At 62.7% G+C, this 18,268-nt stretch carries 15 protein-coding genes; 13 read left to right on the forward strand and 2 right to left on the reverse strand.

Going from position 1 to position 18,268, the window contains the following annotated elements:
- Positions 1 to 494: 494 nt before the first annotated feature.
- Positions 495 to 1,508, reverse strand: coding sequence for a bacteriophage abortive infection AbiH family protein (locus FHD68_RS11905; protein ID WP_341872762.1), 1,014 nt, complete (start codon positions 1,506 to 1,508; stop codon positions 495 to 497).
- A 35-nt stretch (positions 1,509 to 1,543) separates the two neighbouring features.
- On the reverse strand, positions 1,544 to 2,647 hold the full coding sequence (locus tag FHD68_RS11910; protein WP_139085817.1) for a site-specific integrase: 1,104 nt from the start codon (positions 2,645 to 2,647) through the stop codon (positions 1,544 to 1,546).
- Positions 2,648 to 2,775: 128 nt separating this feature from the next.
- Here FHD68_RS11910 and FHD68_RS11915 point away from each other — a divergent pair, with 128 nt between their 5' ends.
- The 13 genes from FHD68_RS11915 (at position 2,776) to FHD68_RS11975 (ending at position 18,022) form a co-directional block, all read left to right on the forward strand.
- Positions 2,776 to 3,498 carry a hypothetical protein gene (locus FHD68_RS11915; protein WP_139085819.1) on the forward strand — a complete coding sequence of 241 codons (723 nt, stop codon included), beginning with the start codon at positions 2,776 to 2,778 and terminating at the stop codon, positions 3,496 to 3,498.
- Positions 3,499 to 3,513: 15 nt separating this feature from the next.
- Positions 3,514 to 3,774: a hypothetical protein gene (locus FHD68_RS11920; protein WP_139085821.1), complete on the forward strand. Its 261-nt coding sequence runs from the start codon at positions 3,514 to 3,516 to the stop codon at positions 3,772 to 3,774.
- A 79-nt stretch (positions 3,775 to 3,853) separates the two neighbouring features.
- Positions 3,854 to 6,316 carry a DUF7146 domain-containing protein gene (locus tag FHD68_RS11925; protein ID WP_139085823.1) on the forward strand — a complete coding sequence of 821 codons (2,463 nt, stop codon included), beginning with the start codon at positions 3,854 to 3,856 and terminating at the stop codon, positions 6,314 to 6,316.
- 339 nt (positions 6,317 to 6,655) lie between these two features.
- A complete protein-coding gene (locus FHD68_RS11930) occupies positions 6,656 to 7,177 on the forward strand; it encodes a hypothetical protein (protein ID WP_139085825.1) in 522 nt (173 codons plus the stop codon).
- Entirely contained in the window at positions 7,167 to 8,951 is a 1,785-nt protein-coding gene (locus FHD68_RS11935; RefSeq protein WP_139085827.1) for a phage terminase large subunit family protein, read from the forward strand. Before FHD68_RS11930 ends, FHD68_RS11935 begins: the two co-directional genes overlap by 11 nt.
- Positions 8,952 to 9,078: 127 nt before the next feature.
- Entirely contained in the window at positions 9,079 to 9,732 is a 654-nt protein-coding gene (locus tag FHD68_RS11940; RefSeq protein ID WP_139085829.1) for an N-6 DNA methylase, read from the forward strand.
- Positions 9,729 to 11,309 carry an Eco57I restriction-modification methylase domain-containing protein gene (locus FHD68_RS11945; RefSeq protein ID WP_139085831.1) on the forward strand — a complete coding sequence of 527 codons (1,581 nt, stop codon included), beginning with the start codon at positions 9,729 to 9,731 and terminating at the stop codon, positions 11,307 to 11,309. Before FHD68_RS11940 ends, FHD68_RS11945 begins: the two co-directional genes overlap by 4 nt.
- The gene (locus FHD68_RS11950; protein WP_139085833.1) at positions 11,302 to 13,842 is read left to right on the forward strand and encodes a GIY-YIG nuclease family protein; all 2,541 of its coding nucleotides are present in this window, start codon (positions 11,302 to 11,304) and stop codon (positions 13,840 to 13,842) included. Before FHD68_RS11945 ends, FHD68_RS11950 begins: the two co-directional genes overlap by 8 nt.
- A gap of 112 nt (positions 13,843 to 13,954) precedes the next feature.
- The gene (locus FHD68_RS11955) at positions 13,955 to 15,364 is read left to right on the forward strand and encodes a phage portal protein (protein ID WP_139085835.1); all 1,410 of its coding nucleotides are present in this window, start codon (positions 13,955 to 13,957) and stop codon (positions 15,362 to 15,364) included.
- Positions 15,357 to 17,159 (forward strand): prohead protease/major capsid protein fusion protein, encoded by a 1,803-nt coding sequence (locus tag FHD68_RS11960; RefSeq protein ID WP_139085837.1) that lies wholly within the window; start codon positions 15,357 to 15,359, stop codon positions 17,157 to 17,159. Before FHD68_RS11955 ends, FHD68_RS11960 begins: the two co-directional genes overlap by 8 nt.
- Position 17,160: 1 nt before the next feature.
- Positions 17,161 to 17,370 carry a phage head-tail joining protein gene (locus tag FHD68_RS11965; RefSeq protein ID WP_023912405.1) on the forward strand — a complete coding sequence of 70 codons (210 nt, stop codon included), beginning with the start codon at positions 17,161 to 17,163 and terminating at the stop codon, positions 17,368 to 17,370.
- Between the two features lie 2 nt (positions 17,371 to 17,372).
- Positions 17,373 to 17,717: a DUF2190 family protein gene (locus FHD68_RS11970; RefSeq protein ID WP_139085839.1), complete on the forward strand. Its 345-nt coding sequence runs from the start codon at positions 17,373 to 17,375 to the stop codon at positions 17,715 to 17,717.
- Positions 17,714 to 18,022, forward strand: a complete 309-nt coding sequence (locus FHD68_RS11975) for a hypothetical protein (protein ID WP_139085841.1) — start codon at positions 17,714 to 17,716, stop codon at positions 18,020 to 18,022. Before FHD68_RS11970 ends, FHD68_RS11975 begins: the two co-directional genes overlap by 4 nt.
- Positions 18,023 to 18,268: the final 246 nt, after the last annotated feature.

Here is an 18,268-nt window from a genome sequence, read left to right on the forward strand (position 1 = left end):
GAAGACCTCATGCCCTGGCGGCACGCACAGCCGTCAAGCCTCACCGCATAGGGCCGCGACGTCGCGCTTACGACTATGTTCGGTTCTTCTTCGATCATCTGGTGGACCCCGGCTTGTCGGTATCTGTCCAGTATGCGCCTACCGTCAGCCGGGTCAATCGCCTGCAGCGACGCGGTCTCGCCGCCGTTTCCCCATGCAGCCCGTTTTTGTTGAGTTGGTGTTGAGCCGTCGGGGAACGGCAAAAAGCCCCGCGATTGTGCGAGGCTTAACGTGCTGATTTTATTGAGGATTGTGGTTGCGGGGACAGGATTTGAACCTGTGACCTTCAGGTTATGAGGGCTACCCCTGCATCCAGAATAGTCTCGTGATTTCCGCTTTTTAGCCGATTTTTGAGCTTGTGACGTCGGCGTCGTGTCGCACGGAACAGCCGCAAACCGTTGGAAAGATACGGTAGTTGCATCATCCGAACCGCTTCGGCGCGACCATGGAGCAGACTAGAGGTCGCGGAGGAAGGCAAAGCGCGCCAGCCCTGTCGGTATCCCGATCTTAGTGGCGGCCGCCTCAATTTTCTCGCGCTCGCGATCTCCGCCATGGTAGGAAATTGTCCACTGCACATCTTCCGGTAAATGTTTCAGCATCTCCGCAAAGTAAGGGCTGTCAACGTCGGCCAACCCGTGCCCAAAGACGTAGACTTCGGACACATCGTCAAGTCCCAAGAAAAATGCCTGATTGCGCCGAATGATCTCTGTGGTCGGTTTGAAGGTCTTGCGGAAGTATTCGTCGATCAAGCGATAGCCACCAGCAACGCGCGTGTCCGTGTCTTCGTCAATGCGGTCCTCCCAGATGTCATTGGCGCCTGGTTTCCATCCGTGCCCAAGCACAATTTGAGAAGACGGGTCCGCCAAAGAGCCGTGGATGTGTAGGACATTCGCCGCGCCGTAGAGCCTCTGAATCGTAGGCGTATAGTTAAAGTTGAGAAATTTAGCCTTGGGATCAAGGAGGCGGACAGGGGAGGCGATTTGTTTGGGTATGTTCAGAGTGCCCAGCCAACGCACGAAGTTTCTATGAAGGCCGACTGAAAGGGAACTGATCACTCGGTCGAGTTCGTATTCGAAGTCGTGGTGGCCTGAGTCACTCCAGTCGTCAGCCCCATAGCTTGGCAGAAAGTTCGACCCGTGCTCAAGAAGCTGGTCAATGTCGAAGTGTTCTAGGTTGTTCTCAAGATCGGCCCAGGCGTTCTGCACTTTGCCGTCAGCGTCGACCCATGTCGGTAGGTATTCTTCGACGGCCGCGTGCACTTCGCGATCAACGTTCGCTAACCAATCCGCAAAATCTGTGTATCTGGACCTGACCCCATGATGGATGTCGAATCCGTTGCCAATTATAAACAGCTTCGTAATGGCACGGGCCCTCCTGCCGTCATACAGCCAGCAGTGTAGCGCAGTAACCGATCCGCGCAATCCCGGGCGAGTGGAGCGGCGATTTGGTCCATGGGGTATACCTAACAACCCTTTGGATTAACATGCTGAGGGTCTGACAATCGTTAACCTAGCAGCTTCGCCTCGACCATGGCCATCGCCTTCTGGTGGTCTGGCGAGGGAAACAGGTGGCCGTACCGCTCCATCGTCATCTGGATCGAGGAATGGCCCGCGAAGGTCATGATCTCCTTGATCGAGAAGCCCTGCTCGATCCAGAGCGACACGGCGAAGTGGCGCAGGTCGTGCCAGCGCATGGTGACCTCGACCTTCTCCAGCAGCTTGCGGAACCGGGCTTGGGTCTTGGTGTGCTGCAGGATCCCGCCCTGCGGCGCGGGAAAGACCAGATCGAGGGCGTTCTTCGGGCAGCGCAGTTTCCAGCGGCGCAGGGCGTTCAGCACCATCGGCCCGGCCGGGATATCGCGGAACCCTGCCCGCGATTTCGGCTCACCCATCTGGTTGTAGGCATCGGCGCGCTGGCGGATGTGGAGGAAGCCCTTGTCGAAATCCACGTCCTGCCAGCGCAGGCCCCGCAGTTCAGATGCGCGCAACCCGCCCAAGGCCGAAACGATCAAGTGTGGCTTGAAATCCTCGTCGGCCGCCTCGATCAGGGCGCGGATCGCCTCCTTCGTCGGCACCGGGGCCTTGTGCTCGATCCGGCTGGACTTGATCACCCGCACGCCTTGGGCGGCATTGGTGAACAGCTGGCCGTTGTCGATGGCGTGGTCCAGCGCCAGCTTCAGCACCGATAGCGCGCGGCGGGTCAGGTGTTCGGACCGACCGTTCAGCAGCATCCGGTCGCGGAACTCGTTGACATGGCGGCGGGTCAGTTGGGCGATCAGCTTGTCACCGATGCCGATCTCGGGCGCGGTTATGTGTAGGCGCACATAGTCGCTGTAGCCCCGCAGGGTGGACCGTTCCATCCGCCGCCCGGTCTTGCAGCGCACCTCGCAATGGTCGAGCCACGCCTTCGCGGCATCGGCGACCGTCGTGCTGTCGCTGTCGGCCAGATAGGTGTGGTTGGCAACCAGCGAGCGGACCTTGACCAGATAGACATCCGCATCCTTGCGGCGCGGGAACAGCTTGGACCGGCGTTTGCCTGCCTGGTCGGTGAAATCTACCTGCCAGCGGACCAGTCCCGAAGGCAGCGTGCGTTTGCGGATTGTGGCCATCATTTCCCTCCGTGAGCGTAAGAAACGGGACCAGTTGTCAAAGCCCGTGAATTGGTGATATGAACCATATCACATGCACTTGCAACGGATTGTCGCTTGTGTAAAGCCCTAGTTCATGATCGGAGCCCATGACAATGACAGCCAGCGAACGGAACGGTGCGGAAGCGCCCGAACCGCTCTTTCATGGCGACGCGGAAGCGGTGGCGGCATCGGGGATGCCCCTGCCCAGCCTGCGTGTCCTGCAAGCTGCCGGTGCCATTCAGGCGCAGAAAACCCCAAAGGAGCATGGCGGCTTCAAGCGGATGTGGCGCGAGGAGGATGTGCTGATCGCTGCGATCGGTGCCGCGATCAGCGAACACTTCGCCTGGAACATCCGCATCGTGGCCGAGGCCATGGCCAAGACACGTCCCGGCACATGGGCTGCGCTGACGACCTCGATTGCGGGGACCATCTCACCCGAAGAGGGACCGCTGGTGCGATCAACCCCGGACGACTGGCATCTCGACCTGATCGACCGGAAGTTCCTGTTCCTGCGGGTGCCACCCCTTTTCGCCACCATCTTTCCCGACGCGCCGCCCGGCAAGAACGAGCTGATCATCGGCTACGCGACATCGAAGGACACATTTCAGATGCTGCCGTGGCTAGCTGGAAGTCCGCAGGGCCTCGCCAAACTCTCGAAAGCATCTTCCCCGGCGCAGGCCACCGCCGCCGAACGCATCTACAAGCTGGCCATCGCGACCCGCGCCAACGCGCTGAGCACCGCCAGCATCAACATCAGCATGCAGGTTCGCGCCGCGTGGCGCCGCCTCCACGGACTTGACGCCCACTTGCTGCAGGAAGCCCTGCGCTAGAAAGGAGACCCAGCCATGACCAAACACCCCGGCCCCGTCGAGAACCTTCATCAGACCGCAACCGAGGTGACGCTCGGCGATGACCTCCTTCGCGGCGCGGACGAGATCGCCAAGTTCATGTTCGGCGACGTGAAGCACCGCCGCAAGGTCTACTACCTGACCGGCGAGGCCCCGAGGGGCATGCCGCATTTCAAGATGGGTTCGGTGATCTGCGCGCGCAAAAGCACGCTGCTGAACTGGATCGCACAGCAGGAGCGTTTCACCCCGGGCGAGTGACGGCAGCCGCAAATGTCCTGAGGTCCGCGATCCACTCGCGGGCCCCACTTCCATCAGTTGAATAGCGAACCCCTGCCCCATGACCCTTCAGGACAATCCGCTCGACTTCAACGACGTGCCGCCCACGCGCAAAGGTCGTACGTCCCGGCGCATGTCCGTGTCCCGGGTGGCGGAACTGCTGAACGACCGGATCGCCGATCTTGCGGTAGAACTGCTCGGCACCCCGAACCGCCCCCTGTCCAGCGCGCAGCAGTTGCGCTTCGGGACCAAGGGCAGCATCGCGGTGGAAATCGCGGGCAAGGACGCCGGGCGCTGGTATGACCATGAGGCCGGAACGGGCGGCGCTGGGCCGGAACTGATCCGTCATCACTTCGGGATGGACGAAAAGGCTGCATGGGACTGGGCGCGCAACTGGCTGGGCGATGCGGAAATGCCTGCCTCCTGGACCGCCGCCAAACCTGCCGCCATCAAACCCGCCAAGGCCCCGGCATCTGGCCCAGCCCGCACCGTGGAATTGTCGGAAGCCCAACTCGCAGCCAAGGTCGCAGAGATCGTGCGCCAGACCGAGGTTCCGAATGGCACACCGGCCCATGCCTATCTGGCGGGGCGCGGGATCACCGTTCAGCCGCCAGACTGCATCCGCTTTCGCCGGAACGCTTATGGCAGCCATGGCGCGATGGTCGCGCTGGCGACCGATGCGGCCGGCGAGGTACTGGCGATCCAGCAGGTCTATCTGACGGCCGAGGGCAAGAAGGCCCCGGTCAATCCCGTCAAGCGCACCAACAAGGCTGTCGAGGGCTGGGGCGAACGTTCCGCCGTGCGCCTGCCGGGGCGGGAACCTCTGGTGCTTTGCGAAGGTGTCGAAACCGCGCTGTCAGTCTGGCAGGCCACCGGTCAGGAGGTCTGGGCCTGCCTCGGCGTCTCGAACATCGGCCGCGCGCCCGTTCCCGACAAGGCCACGGTGATCATCGCCCGCGATGGCGACGCGCCCGGAAGCAAGGCCGAGGGAATGATCACCCGCGCCGCCACCGCCCTCGCCCTGCGCGGGCTGACGGTGATGATCGCGACACCGCCCGAGGATCAGGACTTCAACGACGTGCTGCTGCGCGAGGGCGAGGAGGCCGTTCGCAACCGGATCGCCGGGGCTGAACTCTTTCGCCCGGACCAGGCCGATCAGGGGCGCAAACGCCTCTATATCGGGTCGGACGTGGAGATGGCGAAGCGGGTGCGCGAGGATCTGACCGAACGCCATGGCCGCATTGTCCACGCCGAAGGCGAGTTCTGGCGCTATATAGGCACCCATTGGGAGGCGATCCCGGCCCACGAATTGCGCCTGCCGGTCCATGCTTATGACGGAGCGAGCTTCGAGACGCCCGCGGGCGAGCCCTCGAACGTCAAGCTGACCCAGACCCGCGTCAACTCTGTCCTGCACGAATGTGCCGCCCTCTGCGCCGAGCCTGGGTTCTTCGACACCCCGCCCGCTGGCATCAACTGCGCCTCGGGCTTCCTGCGCTTCGATGCGACCGGCACGCCGCATCTGGAACCGCATCACCGCAATCACCGCTGCCGCCACACCCTCCCCGGTCGCTGGGCCCCTGGCACCTCTGGCATCCCGCCCGAAGGCTCGATGCTGCGCCGTCTGCTGACCGGCAGCTTCAGGGGCGACCCGGACGCTCAGGCCAAATGCGATCTGCTGGCCGAGGTCTGTGGTTCGGCCGCGCTGGGCTATGCCACGCGCCTGGTTCAGCCGCGCGCCGTCGTGCTGCATGGCAAGACCGCAGAGAACGGCAAGAGCCAGATCCTCGATCTCGCGCGCGGCCTCCTGCCCGCCAGCGCCATCTGCTGCGTCCCCGCTGCCAAGATGGGTGATGAGCGGCACGTCACCGGGCTGGTCGGGAAACTCCTGAACGCCTCCGACGAATTGTCGCCCGAGGCCATCGCCTCCAACATCTTCAAATCCGTCGTCACCGGCGAGCCGATCGAGGGGCGCGATGTCTACAAGAGCCGGGTGGAGTTCCGGTCTGTGGCGCAGAACCTGTTCGCCGCGAACCAGTTGCCCAGCTTCAAGGGCGGCGTGGACCGGGGCGTGCAGCGCCGCCTGCTGCTGATCCCCTTCACCCGCACCATTCCCCTCGAGGAGCGGATCGAGGATATCGGCAAGCGCATCGCCTCCGAGGAAGCCGACCTGCTGCTGGCATGGGCCGTCGAAGGGGCGTCGCGCCTGATCCGCCAGCGCAACTTCGCCATCCCGGAAAGCTGCCGCGAGGCGCTGATCGAGTGGGTGCTGGGCGAAGACCCGGTGCTGGCCTGGATCGACGCCTGTGTGAAGGTCGTGCCCATCGTGAACGGCGGCCCGATGCTCGCCACCCGCGATGCGCACCTCAGGTTCCAGAACTGGGCGCAGGCCGAGGGCTTCAAGCCCGAGAAGATCCCCGCGATCAACGGCTTCGTCCAGCGCGTCCAGGCACAGGTGGCCGGGATCCAGCACAAGCGCACAAGCTCAGGCCGGTTCTTCCTCGGCATCACAGTGACGCAGTGGTGACGCAAGAATGACGGACTTTGGCACGCAACCCATTGATAGTGTTGAGATGACGCACTTGGCTCCAACCTTTTTGATAAAGGGGGAAAACCACCCAACCCCGAAGGTTCAGATTACCCCCTATATAAAATGTTCCCCGGGCAGGTGCGTCATCTCAACACTATCAACGGCTTACGCCCCGAAACCCGTCATTCCCGCGTCATTGTTGCGTCATCCGCCGCGCCGCGCGGACCGGTCTGAGGGGCATCAATCGGCAATGATCGGGAGCGCGGCGGTTCCTCCCGGGCCAATTCGTATGCGGGGGAGCGCAGCGCATGACCCCGCCAGCGTCAGGGGGCGAAATTGACTAAACTCAACGCCTCTGAAACCAAGACCGCCTTCGCCGCGCGGGTCGGCCTGACCAAGGGCCGCATCTCGCAGTTGGTGGCCGATGGCCTGCCGGTGCGACCCGATGGTCAGATCGATGTGGCAGAGGGGCTGGCATGGATCGAGGACAATCTTGATCCGTCGCGTCGCAACAAGGGTGGTGCTTTCGCCGCCCCTTCATCGCCCGCCCGCGTCTCGACCACGCTGGCCGAGGCGAAGCGGCTGCATGAGATCGTGAAAGTGCAGCGCGCCAAGCTGGCGTTCGAACGCGAACAGGGTCAACTGGTCGAAACTCTCGCCGCTACACGCACGGTTTTCGCCCGCGCCCGTGCCGAACGTGATGCGCACATGGCTTGGGTGCAGCGCACAGCACCGCTGCTGGCCGCCGAGGTCGGGGCCGATCCGCGTGCCACCTTCGCCGCCCTCGACCGGATGATGCGCGAGCATCTCGAATACCTGGCCGACATGCCGCTGGGGAGTTTTGGCGATGGTGCCTGAAATTGATCTCGCCTGGCGGCGCGGCATCCGCCCGGAACCGCCGATCCCGGTATCGGACTGGGCCGACCGGCATCGCATCCTGCCGCCGACCTCGGCAGAACCGGGGCGCTGGCGCACCGACCGCACGCCCTATCTGCGCGCTGTTATGGACGCCCTGTCCACCTCCAGCCCCTATGAACGCGTCGTGCTGATGAAGGGCGCGCAGACGGGTGGCTCCGAGGCAGGGCTGAACTGGCTCGGCTACATCATCCAGAACGCCCCCGGCATCGCCATGTTGGTCATGCCCTCGCTCGACATGGTGCGCCGCAACACCACCGTGCGGATTGATCCGCTGATCGAGGCCACCCCTGCCCTGCGCGATCTGGTATCGGCCCCGAGGTCGCGCGATGCCGGGAACAGCCTGTTCCGCAAATCCTTCCCCGGCGGCCAGCTGGTGATGACCGGGGCGAACAGCGCCGTCGGCCTGCGGTCCACCCCGGTGCGCTATCTGTTCCTGGACGAGGTGGACGGCTATCCCGGTGATGCCGATGGCGAGGGTGACCCCGTCGATCTGGCGATCCAGCGCACCACGACGTTTCGCGGGCGGCGCAAGATCTACATGGTCTCGACGCCCACCCTGAAAGGTCATTCCCGCATCGAAGCAGCCTATCTCGACAGCGACCAGCGGTATTTCCATGTGCCCTGTCAGCATTGCGGCGACATGGCACCGATCACATGGGCGCGCATCCGCTGGCCCGAGGGGCAGCGCGACGCGGCCTATCTGGTCTGTGAGGCCTGCGGTGGCGTGCATCATGAGCACGAAAAGTCGCGCTTGATGTCCGCTGGCGAATGGCGGCCGACCGCGCTGGGCGATGGTCGCACGGCGGGGTTCCACCTGTCTTCGCTCTATTCGCCATGGGAAACTTGGGCCGAGATCGCGCAGGAACATGCCCGCGTGGCCAAGGATCCCTCGCGCCTACAAGTCTGGGTCAACACCAAACTGGGCGAGTCCTGGGAGGACCAGGCGGGCGACACCGTCCCTGCCGATCCCCTCATGGCACGGCGCGAGGATTGGGGCAGCGACCTCGCCCCCGGCGTGGCCGTGCTGACCGCAGGCGTCGATGTCCAAGGCGACCGGATCGAGGCGCAGATCGTCGGCTGGGGCCGTGACGAGGAAGCATGGGTGATCGACTATCGCGTCCTGTGGGGCGACCCTTCCGGCCCACGCCTCTGGTCCGACCTGGATGGCGTTCTGAACGGCACCTATGGCGACCTCCCCGTGCGCGCCGTTGCTGTGGATACCGGCGGCCATCACACCAAGATGGCCTACGAGTTCTGCCGCACCCGCCTCGCCCGCCGCATCTGGGCGATCAAGGGGCGCGGTGGCCCCGGCATCCCGGTCTGGCCGCGCCGTCCCACCCGCAGCAACAAGGCAAAGATCCCGCTCTTCATCGTCGGCGTAGATGCCGTGAAGGACGCGGTCTACGCCCGCCTGAAACTGACAGAACCCGGCCCCGGTGCCATCCACTTCCCCCGCCGCCTCGACGCCGACTACTTCCGCCAGTTGACTGCCGAACGCGTCGTCACCCGCTTCGAGAAGGGCCGCCCGATCCGCTCCTGGCAGCCCAAACGCGACGGCGAACGCAATGAGGCGCTTGACACCTTCGTCTACGCCCACGCCGCCCTGCATGGCCTGATCAGCATGGGGATGCGATTGAACGAGGAGGCGGAGAGGATGGGCGTCGCAGCCGCACGGCCAGTGCGCAGTGCAATCCGGTCGGTGTGGATGGGATGACTCTGCGCGTCTGATCGTCTATCGTCAGGCAAATTCCCCTTGTTGCTCATGGAAATAGCGGCAGTAGCAGTCGCCGCACCGCCATGAACGCATTTACCGCACGGAACCAATCTGTCATGAATTTCGCATGAGCCTGATCAAGTCCAAGAAGCGTGTTGCCGATCATGGGGAAGTCTTCACCCCAGGTTGGCTTGTTGATGCAATGCTCGACCTCGTCAAAGGCGAGGCCGACCGTATTGACTCGCGGTTTCTTGAACCTGCCTGTGGCAGCGGCAACTTTCTGATCCGGGTTCTTCAACGGAAACTGGCCGCTGTTGAGACAAAGTTCGGCAAGCACGACTTTGAAAAGCGGCACTACGCCCTGCTGGGGCTGATGTGCACCTACGGCATCGAGCTTCTGGCCGACAATATCGCGGAATGCCGGGCCAACATGCTCGATGTGCTGGCCGAGTATCTGAACATCGATGAGAGCGACGACCTGTATCGCGCAGCTTTCTTCGTGCTGTCGCAGAACCTCGTCCATGGCGATGCGCTGACAATGCGGGCGCAGGATGGCTTGCCGATCACCTTTGCCGAATGGGGCTATCTGGGCAAGGGCAGGTTCCAGCGCCGTGATTTCCGACTGGATGTGCTGACCGGGTCATCGTCCTTCAGCGCCGAGGGATCGCTGTTCGCCCATCTTGGCAAGCACGAGATCTTCACCCCGATCAAGACCTGGCCGACGATGACGGTGCGCGATCTGGCCGCCGCCCATGACGGCACCCCGCAGGAGGCTGCATGAACACCCAAGTGAGCTTTACCCTGCGCGGGCGCAACCCGGATGTGCTGACCTGCATCGCGAACCTGTCGAACGACGAGGTGTTCACCCCGCCCGAGTTTGCGAACCGCATGTTGGATACTGTGGCAGCTGCTTGGGCAGCCGACCATGGTGGCGCAAACATCTGGGCCGACAGCCAGGTGAAGTTTCTCGACCCGTTCACCAAATCAGGCGTATTTCTGCGGGAAATAACAAGCCGATTGACAGCTGGACTGGCCTCTGAAATCCCGAACGTCCAGAATCGCGTAGATCATATCTTGACCAAGCAGGTCTTTGGCATCGGAATCACTAATCTGACCAGCTTGCTTTCCAGACGCAGTCTATACTGCTCGAAGCATGCAAACGGGCCACATTCCGTCGCAAGAAGCTTCTCGAACTCAAACGGGAATATTTGGTTTCAAAGGGTTGAGCACACATGGCGCGACACAAAGTGCGTCTACTGTGGGGCGCCCAAAACGATTCTTGATCGCGGCGCAGACTTGGAAAACTACGCTTATGCGTTCATCCACACCGATGATGTGAAGTCTCGGATCGCTGAGATTTTTGGAGGCAACATGCAGTTCGACGTTATTGTTGGAAATCCGCCTTACCAGATGTCTGGTGGTGCTGGCGGCACCAGCGATTCATCAATTTATCATCTGTTCGTGCAGCAAGCCATAAATCTTGAACCACGATATGTAAGCATGGTTGTCCCTTCCAGGTGGATGGCGGGTGGGCGCGGACTCGACGACTTTCGGGCTCAAATGTTAACTGGCGGCAACCTTCGCTTTTTGACAGACTTTCCGGACTCTGGTGAAGCATTTCCGGGAGTTCAAATCAAAGGTGGTGTTTGCTTCTTCCTTTGGGATGGATCTCACAAAGGTACCTGTGATCTTACGCGAATTTTATCAGGCGAATCGCACCTTCAGAAGGATCGTAAACTGAATGAGTTTGATGTCTTGGTGCGCGATGAACGCTCTCTTGGGATTTTGAGAAAAGTTCGCGCCCTCGGTGAAAAATCGATTGTTGATCTGATATCGGGCGATACCCCATTTGGTATTGCCACAAACTATGAGGGATGGTCAAATCAGAACCTTGGCGGCCAGATCGCGCTTCATCTGATAAATCGCGGAAAGCGAACTATTGGCTATATGAAGCGCGACGATATTCGCAAGAATGCAGGTGCGATCGACACGTGGAAAGTTCTCGTACCTAAAGCATATGGCGCGGGAGAGTCCTTCCCGCACCAGATTCTTGGGAAGGAAATAGTTGCCGCTCCCCCATCAGCTTGCACCCAGTCATATCTGACTGTTTCGCCTTTTGAATCTCAGGAGAGCGCGCAGAGTTTTGCCAGCTACTATCGCACTCGCCTTTTTCGCTTCCTTGTCTCTCTGCGAAAAATCACACAGGATGCCTTGCGCTCAACATATTCTTGGGTCCCTCAGCAGTCTTGGACAGAGGATTGGACGGACGAACGTCTGTATCAGAAGTATGGAATAACTGACGATGAAATTCTGTTCATCAACAGCCTGATCCGTCCTATGGGCGGTGAAGATGAGTAAGCCCACAATTGATGAAATCCTCGCCCCAAGGCCCGAAGCACGCCCACGCATTTACGCCTATTCGATTGCCGATGAGGCTCATGCCGGGCTTCTCAAGGTGGGTCAGACCACGCGGAATGTGAAAAACCGCGTGGCCGAGCAGCTTCGCACAGCCGCCATCCAGAACTTCCGCATCGAACTAGATGCGCCTGCCGAACGCGACGACGGCTCGATCTTTTCCGATCACGATGTCCGCGCCGCTCTGGCCCGGAAGGGCTTTGTCAAAAGCCAGCTTGAATGGATGCATTGCACGGTGGCCGACGTAGCGACCGTGCTGACCGAACTGCGCACCGGCAAGAAGCTCAGCGGCAACCGCCACCAGACCTTCCCCATGCGCCGGGAACAGGCCGAGGCGGTGCGGGTCACGCACGCCTATTTCCATTCACGCTGGTCCGAGGACATGCATGCCGTCCCACGCTTCCTGTGGAACGCGAAGATGCGCTTCGGCAAGACCTTTGCGTCCTACCAGCTGGCAAGGAAGATGGGCGCCAAGCGGGTGCTGGTCCTGACCTTCAAGCCAGCTGTCGAGGACGCCTGGCAGACCGATCTTGAAAGCCATGCGGACTTTGACGGCTGGCAATACCTGTCGCGATCCTCTGGCAGCGACCCCACACAGATCGATCCCACGAAGCCGGTCGTCTATTTCGGTTCGTTTCAGGACTTGCTCGGCCGGGATGCGGCCGGGAACATCAAGCCACGAAACGGATGGTTGCACCAGGTGAACTGGGACCTCGTGGTGTTCGATGAATACCATTTCGGGGCGTGGCGCGACACCGCGAAGGAATTGTTCGAGGGCGAGGACGAAGCGGTTTCCAAGAAGGAAGCCAAACTGGAATACGCGGCCGGGCTGGATGACGTGAACGAGGACCTGAACGTCCTGTCGCAGAAGGAAGCGGACTTCCTTCCCATCACAACCAAGGCCTACCTTTACCTCTCGGGCACGCCCTTCAAGGCGCTGGCCACGGGCGAGTTCATCGAAGAGCAGATCTTCAACTGGACCTACACCGACGAACAGCGCGCCAAGGCCGAGTTTGCAGTAAAGAACCCCGACAAGTGGAACCCCTACGGTGCCTTGCCGCAGATGCGGCTGCTGACCTACCAGATGCCCGACGAATTGGTGGCCGTGGCAAGTTCGGGCGAGTTCGACGAATTCGATCTGAACGAGTTCTTCGCGGCGACAGGGACAAACAGTGCGGCACAGTTCAAGCACAAGAGCGATGTGCAGAAATGGCTGGACATCATCCGGGGCCAGTATGCGCCGAGGGCTGTCGAACACCTCAAGACCGGCACCCGTCCGCCGTTCCCTTATTCCGACGTGCGCCTGCTGCCGTACCTCCAACACTCCTTCTGGTTTCTGCCAAACGTTGCGGCCTGCCACGCAATGGCCAGCCTGCTAGCCGAGAAGCACAACACGTTCTGGCATGAATACACGGTCGTCGTCGCAGCCGGTGCTTCGGCTGGCATCGGCCTCGAGGCGCTGCCGCCGGTGCGTAAGGCCATCGGCAGTGGGTTCGACACCAAGACCATCACCCTGTCCTGCGGAAAGCTGACCACCGGCGTGACGGTGGCGCAGTGGTCGTCCATTCTTATGCTGCGCAACCTGAAATCGCCCGAAACCTATTTCCAGGCGGCGTTTCGTGTGCAGTCGCCGTGGTCAATCAAGAACCCGAACGGCGACAACCCGAATGAGGAGGAAATCCTCAAGCCAGCCTGCTTCGTGTTCGACTTCGCGCCGACTCGGGCCCTTCGGCAGCTTTCCGAATACGGCATCGGCCTGTCACCCAATGAAGCGAACCCGGAAAACGCCGTAAGGGATCTGGTCTCGTTCTTGCCGGTACTGGCATACGACGGTGCCAACATGACGCAGATCGATGCCGGTGGCATCCTCGATATCGCGATGGCGGGCACGTCGGCCACGCTGCTGGCGCGCAAATGGGAAAGCGCGCTGCTGGTGAATGTGGACAACGACACGCTGCGCCGGATCATGGATAACCCCGAGGCTATGGCTGCTGTTGAGCGCATCGAAGGCTGGCGGGCGCTGGGCGACAACATCATCGAGACCATCATCAACAAGAGCGAGAAGGTCAAAGACCTCAAGAACAAGGCAAAATCCGGGGACTTGACGGACAAGGAGAAGAAGGAACTCACCGACGAGGAAAAGGAGTACAAGTCCGCGCGAAAGAAGGTGCAGGAGAAGCTGATCAAGTTCGCGACGCGGATCCCCGCGTTCATGTACCTGACCGATTTCCGCGAGAACACGCTCCAGGACGTGATTACCAAGTTGGAGCCCGAACTGTTCCTGACCGTCACAGGCCTGACTGTGCAGGATTTCCACCTTCTGGTGCGCCTCAAGGTCTTCAACACGGAGCAGATGAACCAGGCGGTGTTTGCTTTCCGCCGGTATGAGGATGCCTCGCTCCGGTACACCGGCATCGACAGCCACGAAGGGCTGACCCACTACGGGCTTTACGATACCGTCGTGGCGAAGGAATAGGGGCTGAATGCCACTGCCGCGTCCAGAGAATTCCGATTCGTTTCCGGCCCTTCCCGACCTTTCCCAACCTCTCTGATACCCCGGAGGCGCTGGAAATGAGACAATCCGCGCCATGCGGACGCTCCTTCATCGCCTTTTCGGGTTCACGCGCACGCGCGGCTTTGACGCCGCGGGTGGCGGTCGGCGTTGGGAGGGGGCGCGGACGGTCGATGGGCTGAACACGGCTATCCTCGCGGGCGCGACTACTGCGGCGCGACGTGCGGGATGGTATGCGCGGAATAACCCTTGGGTCGCGGCCGCTGTGGACAGCCTGGTGGGCAATGTCGTCGGCGCAGGCATCAAGCCGCAGTCCACCCATCCCGACCGCGCGGTGCGCGAACGGCTTCAGGTGCTGTGGCTGCGCTGGACCGATCATGCCGATCCGGGCGGGCTGGCCGACTTCTATGGGCTGCAGGCCATGGCCGTGCGGGCGATGGTCGAGGGCGGCGAGAGTTTCGCACGGCTGCGTGTGGTGCCGGATGCGGCCACCGTTCCCTTGCACATCGACCTGCTGGACCGTGACCAGGTGCCGCTCGACCTGCACCGCGATATCGGTGGTGGCGCACGCATCCGGGCGGGGATCGAGTTCAATGGCGCTGGGCAACGCACCGCCTATTGGGTAACGCGCGACCGGCCTGGCGATCCGCTTACCTCCCTGCGGCTGGAACCGTTGCGCCTACCTGCCACCGATTGCCTGCACCTGTTCAAGCCGCTCGCCGCGGGCCAGTTGCGCGGGATCACTTGGCTCGCTCCAGTGCTGCTGCGGCTGCATGAGTTGGACCAGTTCGAGGACGCCGCGCTGGTCAAGGCCAAGGTCGCAGCCCTGTTCACCGGCTTCATCACCGATCCGGATGGCACGGCGGGCGGCCTGAGCGGCACAAACAGCAACGGCGCGCTGACAGTGGGCATGGAACCCGGCAGCCTGATCCCCCTGCCGCCCGGCACCGACATCCGATTTTCCAACCCGACCGAGCACGATGCCTATGCGCCCTTCGTGAAGAACCACCTGCGCGCCGTCGCTGCCGGGATGGGCCTGCCCTACGAGCTGGTCTCGGGCGATCTGGAGGGCGTGACCTATTCCTCGATCCGCGCCGGGCTGATCGAGTTTCGCCGCCGGGTCGAGCAGTTGCAGCACAATGTCGTCGTCCATCTGTTCTGCCGCCCGGTCTGGGAGCGGTTCGTGCGCCTGGCGGTGCTGTCGGGCGATCTGCCCGCGCGGGACTTCGACCGCGATCCTGCGGCCTATCTCGCCTGCGAATGGCTCCCGCCCAAGTTCGATTACGTCGATCCCAAGAAGGACGTCGAGGCCGAGATCCTTGCGATCAACGCCGGTCTCAAGAGCCGGACGCAGGCGATTTCCGAACGGGGCTACGACGCCGAACAGGTCGATGCCGAGATTGCCGCCGACAAGGCGCGGTCGGATGCGCTGGGCCTGAACTTCGGCGCACCGCCTGCCGCCAAGGAGGATACCGCCGATGAATGACACCGTCATCCTGCTGACCCGCCGCGCCGACCTGGCCCCGGCCAGTGCTGATCGCGACGCCCGCACTGTCGAAGTGATCTGGTCCACCGGTGCGGCCGTGCGCCGCCGCGACATGGCTGGCCAGTATGTCGAACGCCTCAGCCTTGCGCCCGAGGCGGTGGACCTGTCGCGCCTTCAAGGGGCCAGCGTGCTGGATGCCCACCGGCAATCTGCCGTCCGCGATGTGCTGGGCAGCGTGCAATCCGCCAGCGTCGACGGCCAGCGCGGCACGGCGCTGATCCGCTTCTCGTCCCGCCCTGAGGTCGAACCGCTTTGGCAGGACGTCCTGTCCGGGATCCTGCGCCATGTCTCGGTCGGCTATTCGGTCGAGGAATGGGCCGAGACCACCGAAAGCGGCGCGCGGGTGCTGACCGCCGTGCGCTGGACGCCCCACGAGATTTCCCTGGTGCCGACGCCCGCCGACCCCGGCGCCCACATCCGCATGGAGACCCACATGACCGACACCACCATCACGCTTGCCCTGCCCGAGACGCAGACCCGCGCCGCGATCAACACCGAGATCCGCTCCATCGCCCGCATCGCCGGGCTGGACCAGTCCTGGATCGATGACCAGATCGACGCCGCAGCTGATGCAGACACCGCGCGTCGCGCAGCCTTCGAGGCGCTGGCGACCCGCAGCGCGCCGACGATCCGCTCCGAGCAGGTCCGCGTCGAGATGGGCGACAGCCAGGACGACCCGGCCCTTCGCGCGCGTCAGATGGGCGAGGCCCTCTATGCGCGCATCAACCCGCGCCACGACCTCAGCGAACCGGCGCGCCGCTATGCCTATGCCACGCCAGTGGACATGGCCAAGGAACTGCTGACCCTACGCGGCGAGTCCACGTTGGCGCTCTCGCCTGCCAGCCTTGTGACCCGTGCCCTTCACACGACATCCGACTTCCCGATCATCCTCGGCAACACCGTGGGCCGCGTGTTGCGGGATGCCTACCAGGCTGCACCATCCGGCATCCGCCGCCTTGGCCGCCAGACCTCGGCGCGGGATTTCCGGGCGGTGAACAAGATCATGCTGGGAGAGGCGCCACTCCTGGAGAAGCTGAACGAGGCGGGCGAGATCAAGGCCGGGACGATGGCCGAGGCGCGCGAGGCCTACAAGGTCGAGACCTGGGCCAAGAAGATCGGCATCACCCGGCAGGTGCTGGTGAACGACGACCTCGGCGCATTTTCGGACCTTGCGCGCCGGATGGGCCAGGGGGCGGCAGAAACCGAGGCACGGATCCTTGTCACCCTGCTGGAGGCGAACAGCGGCAACGGGCCGACCCTGTCGGACAACAAGGCGCTGTTCCATGTCGATCACGGCAACCGGGCAACAACTGGTGCTGTGATCTCGGACACCACCCTGTCCGCTGCACGTCTAGCCCTGCGGACGCAGAAGGGCATCGAGGGCCGCGTGATCCGCGTGACGCCGAAGAACCTGCTGGTGCCGCCCGCGCTGGAGACCGTGGCCGAGAAGTGGCTGGCGACCATCGCACCCGCCACCGCCGCCGACGTGAACCCTTTCTCGGGTGCCATGTCGCTGGTGGTCGAACCGCGCCTGACCAGCGCGACCCGCTGGTATGTGACGGCAGACCCCGGCGAGATCGACGGCCTCGAGTTCGCCTATCTCTCGGGCAACGAAGGGCCCCAGGTGGAAAGCCGGTCGGGGTGGGATGTGGACGGCGTCGAGATCCGGGTGATCCTCGATTTCGGCGCGGGCTTCATCGACCACCGCGGCTGGTTCCAGAATCCCGGGGCGTGACGTGGCCGACCTCGCCCAACTCACCGCCTGGCGCGATGCCCTGATGGCCGCCCGCTATCAGGGCATCCGGACTGTCGAATACGACGGCAAGCGGGTGACCTATGCCAGCGACGCCGAGATGGCAGCGGCGCTGGGCGACCTCAACCGCCAGATCACAGGCACCACGGCACGTATTGCCGTGGTCCGCATCCAATCTTCAAAAGGACTCTGACCATGCAGAACTACATCCAGAACGGCCACGTCATCACCGTGACCACGCCCGCAGGCGGCATCACGTCCGGTGAAGGGCTGATCGTCGGCAGCATCTTCGGCGTCGCCGCCTACTCGGCCGCCGAGGGCGATCCCCTCGAACTGGCGACCACGGGCGTCTACAAACTCCCCAAGGCCACCGCAGCAGTGCTGACCGTTGGCGCGCGCGTTGCCTGGGACAACACGGCAAAGAACATCAACGTGCCGGGCGCTGGGCGCTTCCCTGTGGGCGTGGCCACCGAGGCCGCCGGGAATGGCGTCACCGGCGTCGCTGTTCGGCTGGATGGCGTGGCAACGGTGGCGGCATGATGGAGCGGGACATTCGCGCTGTGCTGGATGGCCTCGGGCTTCTGGTCCAGGACAGCAAGGAAGCAGGCAAGCTTCAGGCTATGCGCAACTATGCGGCGGTCATAGCCCTGTGCGCCGACCTCCGGAGGTCGGCCGAGGACTATAAGGGCACGCGGAACATTACCATGGTCATCAGCGAGTTGGAGGACCACATGGCGGCCGTCGCCGGGCTGTTCCCGACTTGGGACTTGCCGAAGGACCAGCACCTCGTGGGCGCCCATGCCGCCATCAGCAAGCTGACCATGGGGACGTGCTTTGGCCAGTAGGGAGACAACCCGATCAACCGAAGGAACGTCCCACGAACATCCGGCCATTTCCGTGTCGCATGGGTGTTGCACGGAAGAAATCGGAACGACTGTAAGCCTTTGGAATCGCGCGGAAAGATGTTGTGCGGTGTTGCAAATGCAAAAAGCGCCCCGTGGGGCGCCTTGCATCGGCCTAAGCCGTTGATATCTTGATAGAAAGTCTGGTTGCGGGGACAGGATTTGAACCTGTGACCTTCAGGTTATGAG

Origin of the sequence: Paracoccus marcusii (assembly GCF_006151785.1) — a bacterium.
Classification (GTDB): Bacteria; Pseudomonadota; Alphaproteobacteria; order Rhodobacterales; family Rhodobacteraceae; genus Paracoccus; species Paracoccus marcusii.

Bases quoted from the DNA above. Each gene is read 5' to 3' on its own strand.
- FHD68_RS11950 (WP_139085833.1), top strand. From the start codon at position 11,302: ATGAGTAAGCCCACAATTGATGAAATCCTCGCCCCAAGGCCCGAAGCA.
- FHD68_RS11925 (WP_139085823.1), top strand. From the start codon at position 3,854: ATGACCCTTCAGGACAATCCGCTCGACTTCAACGACGTGCCGCCCACG.
- FHD68_RS11975 (WP_139085841.1), top strand. From the start codon at position 17,714: ATGATGGAGCGGGACATTCGCGCTGTGCTGGATGGCCTCGGGCTTCTG.
- FHD68_RS11970 (WP_139085839.1), top strand. From the start codon at position 17,373: ATGCAGAACTACATCCAGAACGGCCACGTCATCACCGTGACCACGCCC.
- FHD68_RS11920 (WP_139085821.1), top strand. From the start codon at position 3,514: ATGACCAAACACCCCGGCCCCGTCGAGAACCTTCATCAGACCGCAACC.
- FHD68_RS11915 (WP_139085819.1), top strand. From the start codon at position 2,776: ATGACAATGACAGCCAGCGAACGGAACGGTGCGGAAGCGCCCGAACCG.
- FHD68_RS11935 (WP_139085827.1), top strand. From the start codon at position 7,167: ATGGTGCCTGAAATTGATCTCGCCTGGCGGCGCGGCATCCGCCCGGAA.
- FHD68_RS11910 (WP_139085817.1), bottom strand. From the start codon at position 2,647: ATGGCCACAATCCGCAAACGCACGCTGCCTTCGGGACTGGTCCGCTGG.
- FHD68_RS11940 (WP_139085829.1), top strand. From the start codon at position 9,079: ATGAGCCTGATCAAGTCCAAGAAGCGTGTTGCCGATCATGGGGAAGTC.
- FHD68_RS11960 (WP_139085837.1), top strand. From the start codon at position 15,357: ATGAATGACACCGTCATCCTGCTGACCCGCCGCGCCGACCTGGCCCCG.
- FHD68_RS11955 (WP_139085835.1), top strand. From the start codon at position 13,955: ATGCGGACGCTCCTTCATCGCCTTTTCGGGTTCACGCGCACGCGCGGC.
- FHD68_RS11945 (WP_139085831.1), top strand. From the start codon at position 9,729: ATGAACACCCAAGTGAGCTTTACCCTGCGCGGGCGCAACCCGGATGTG.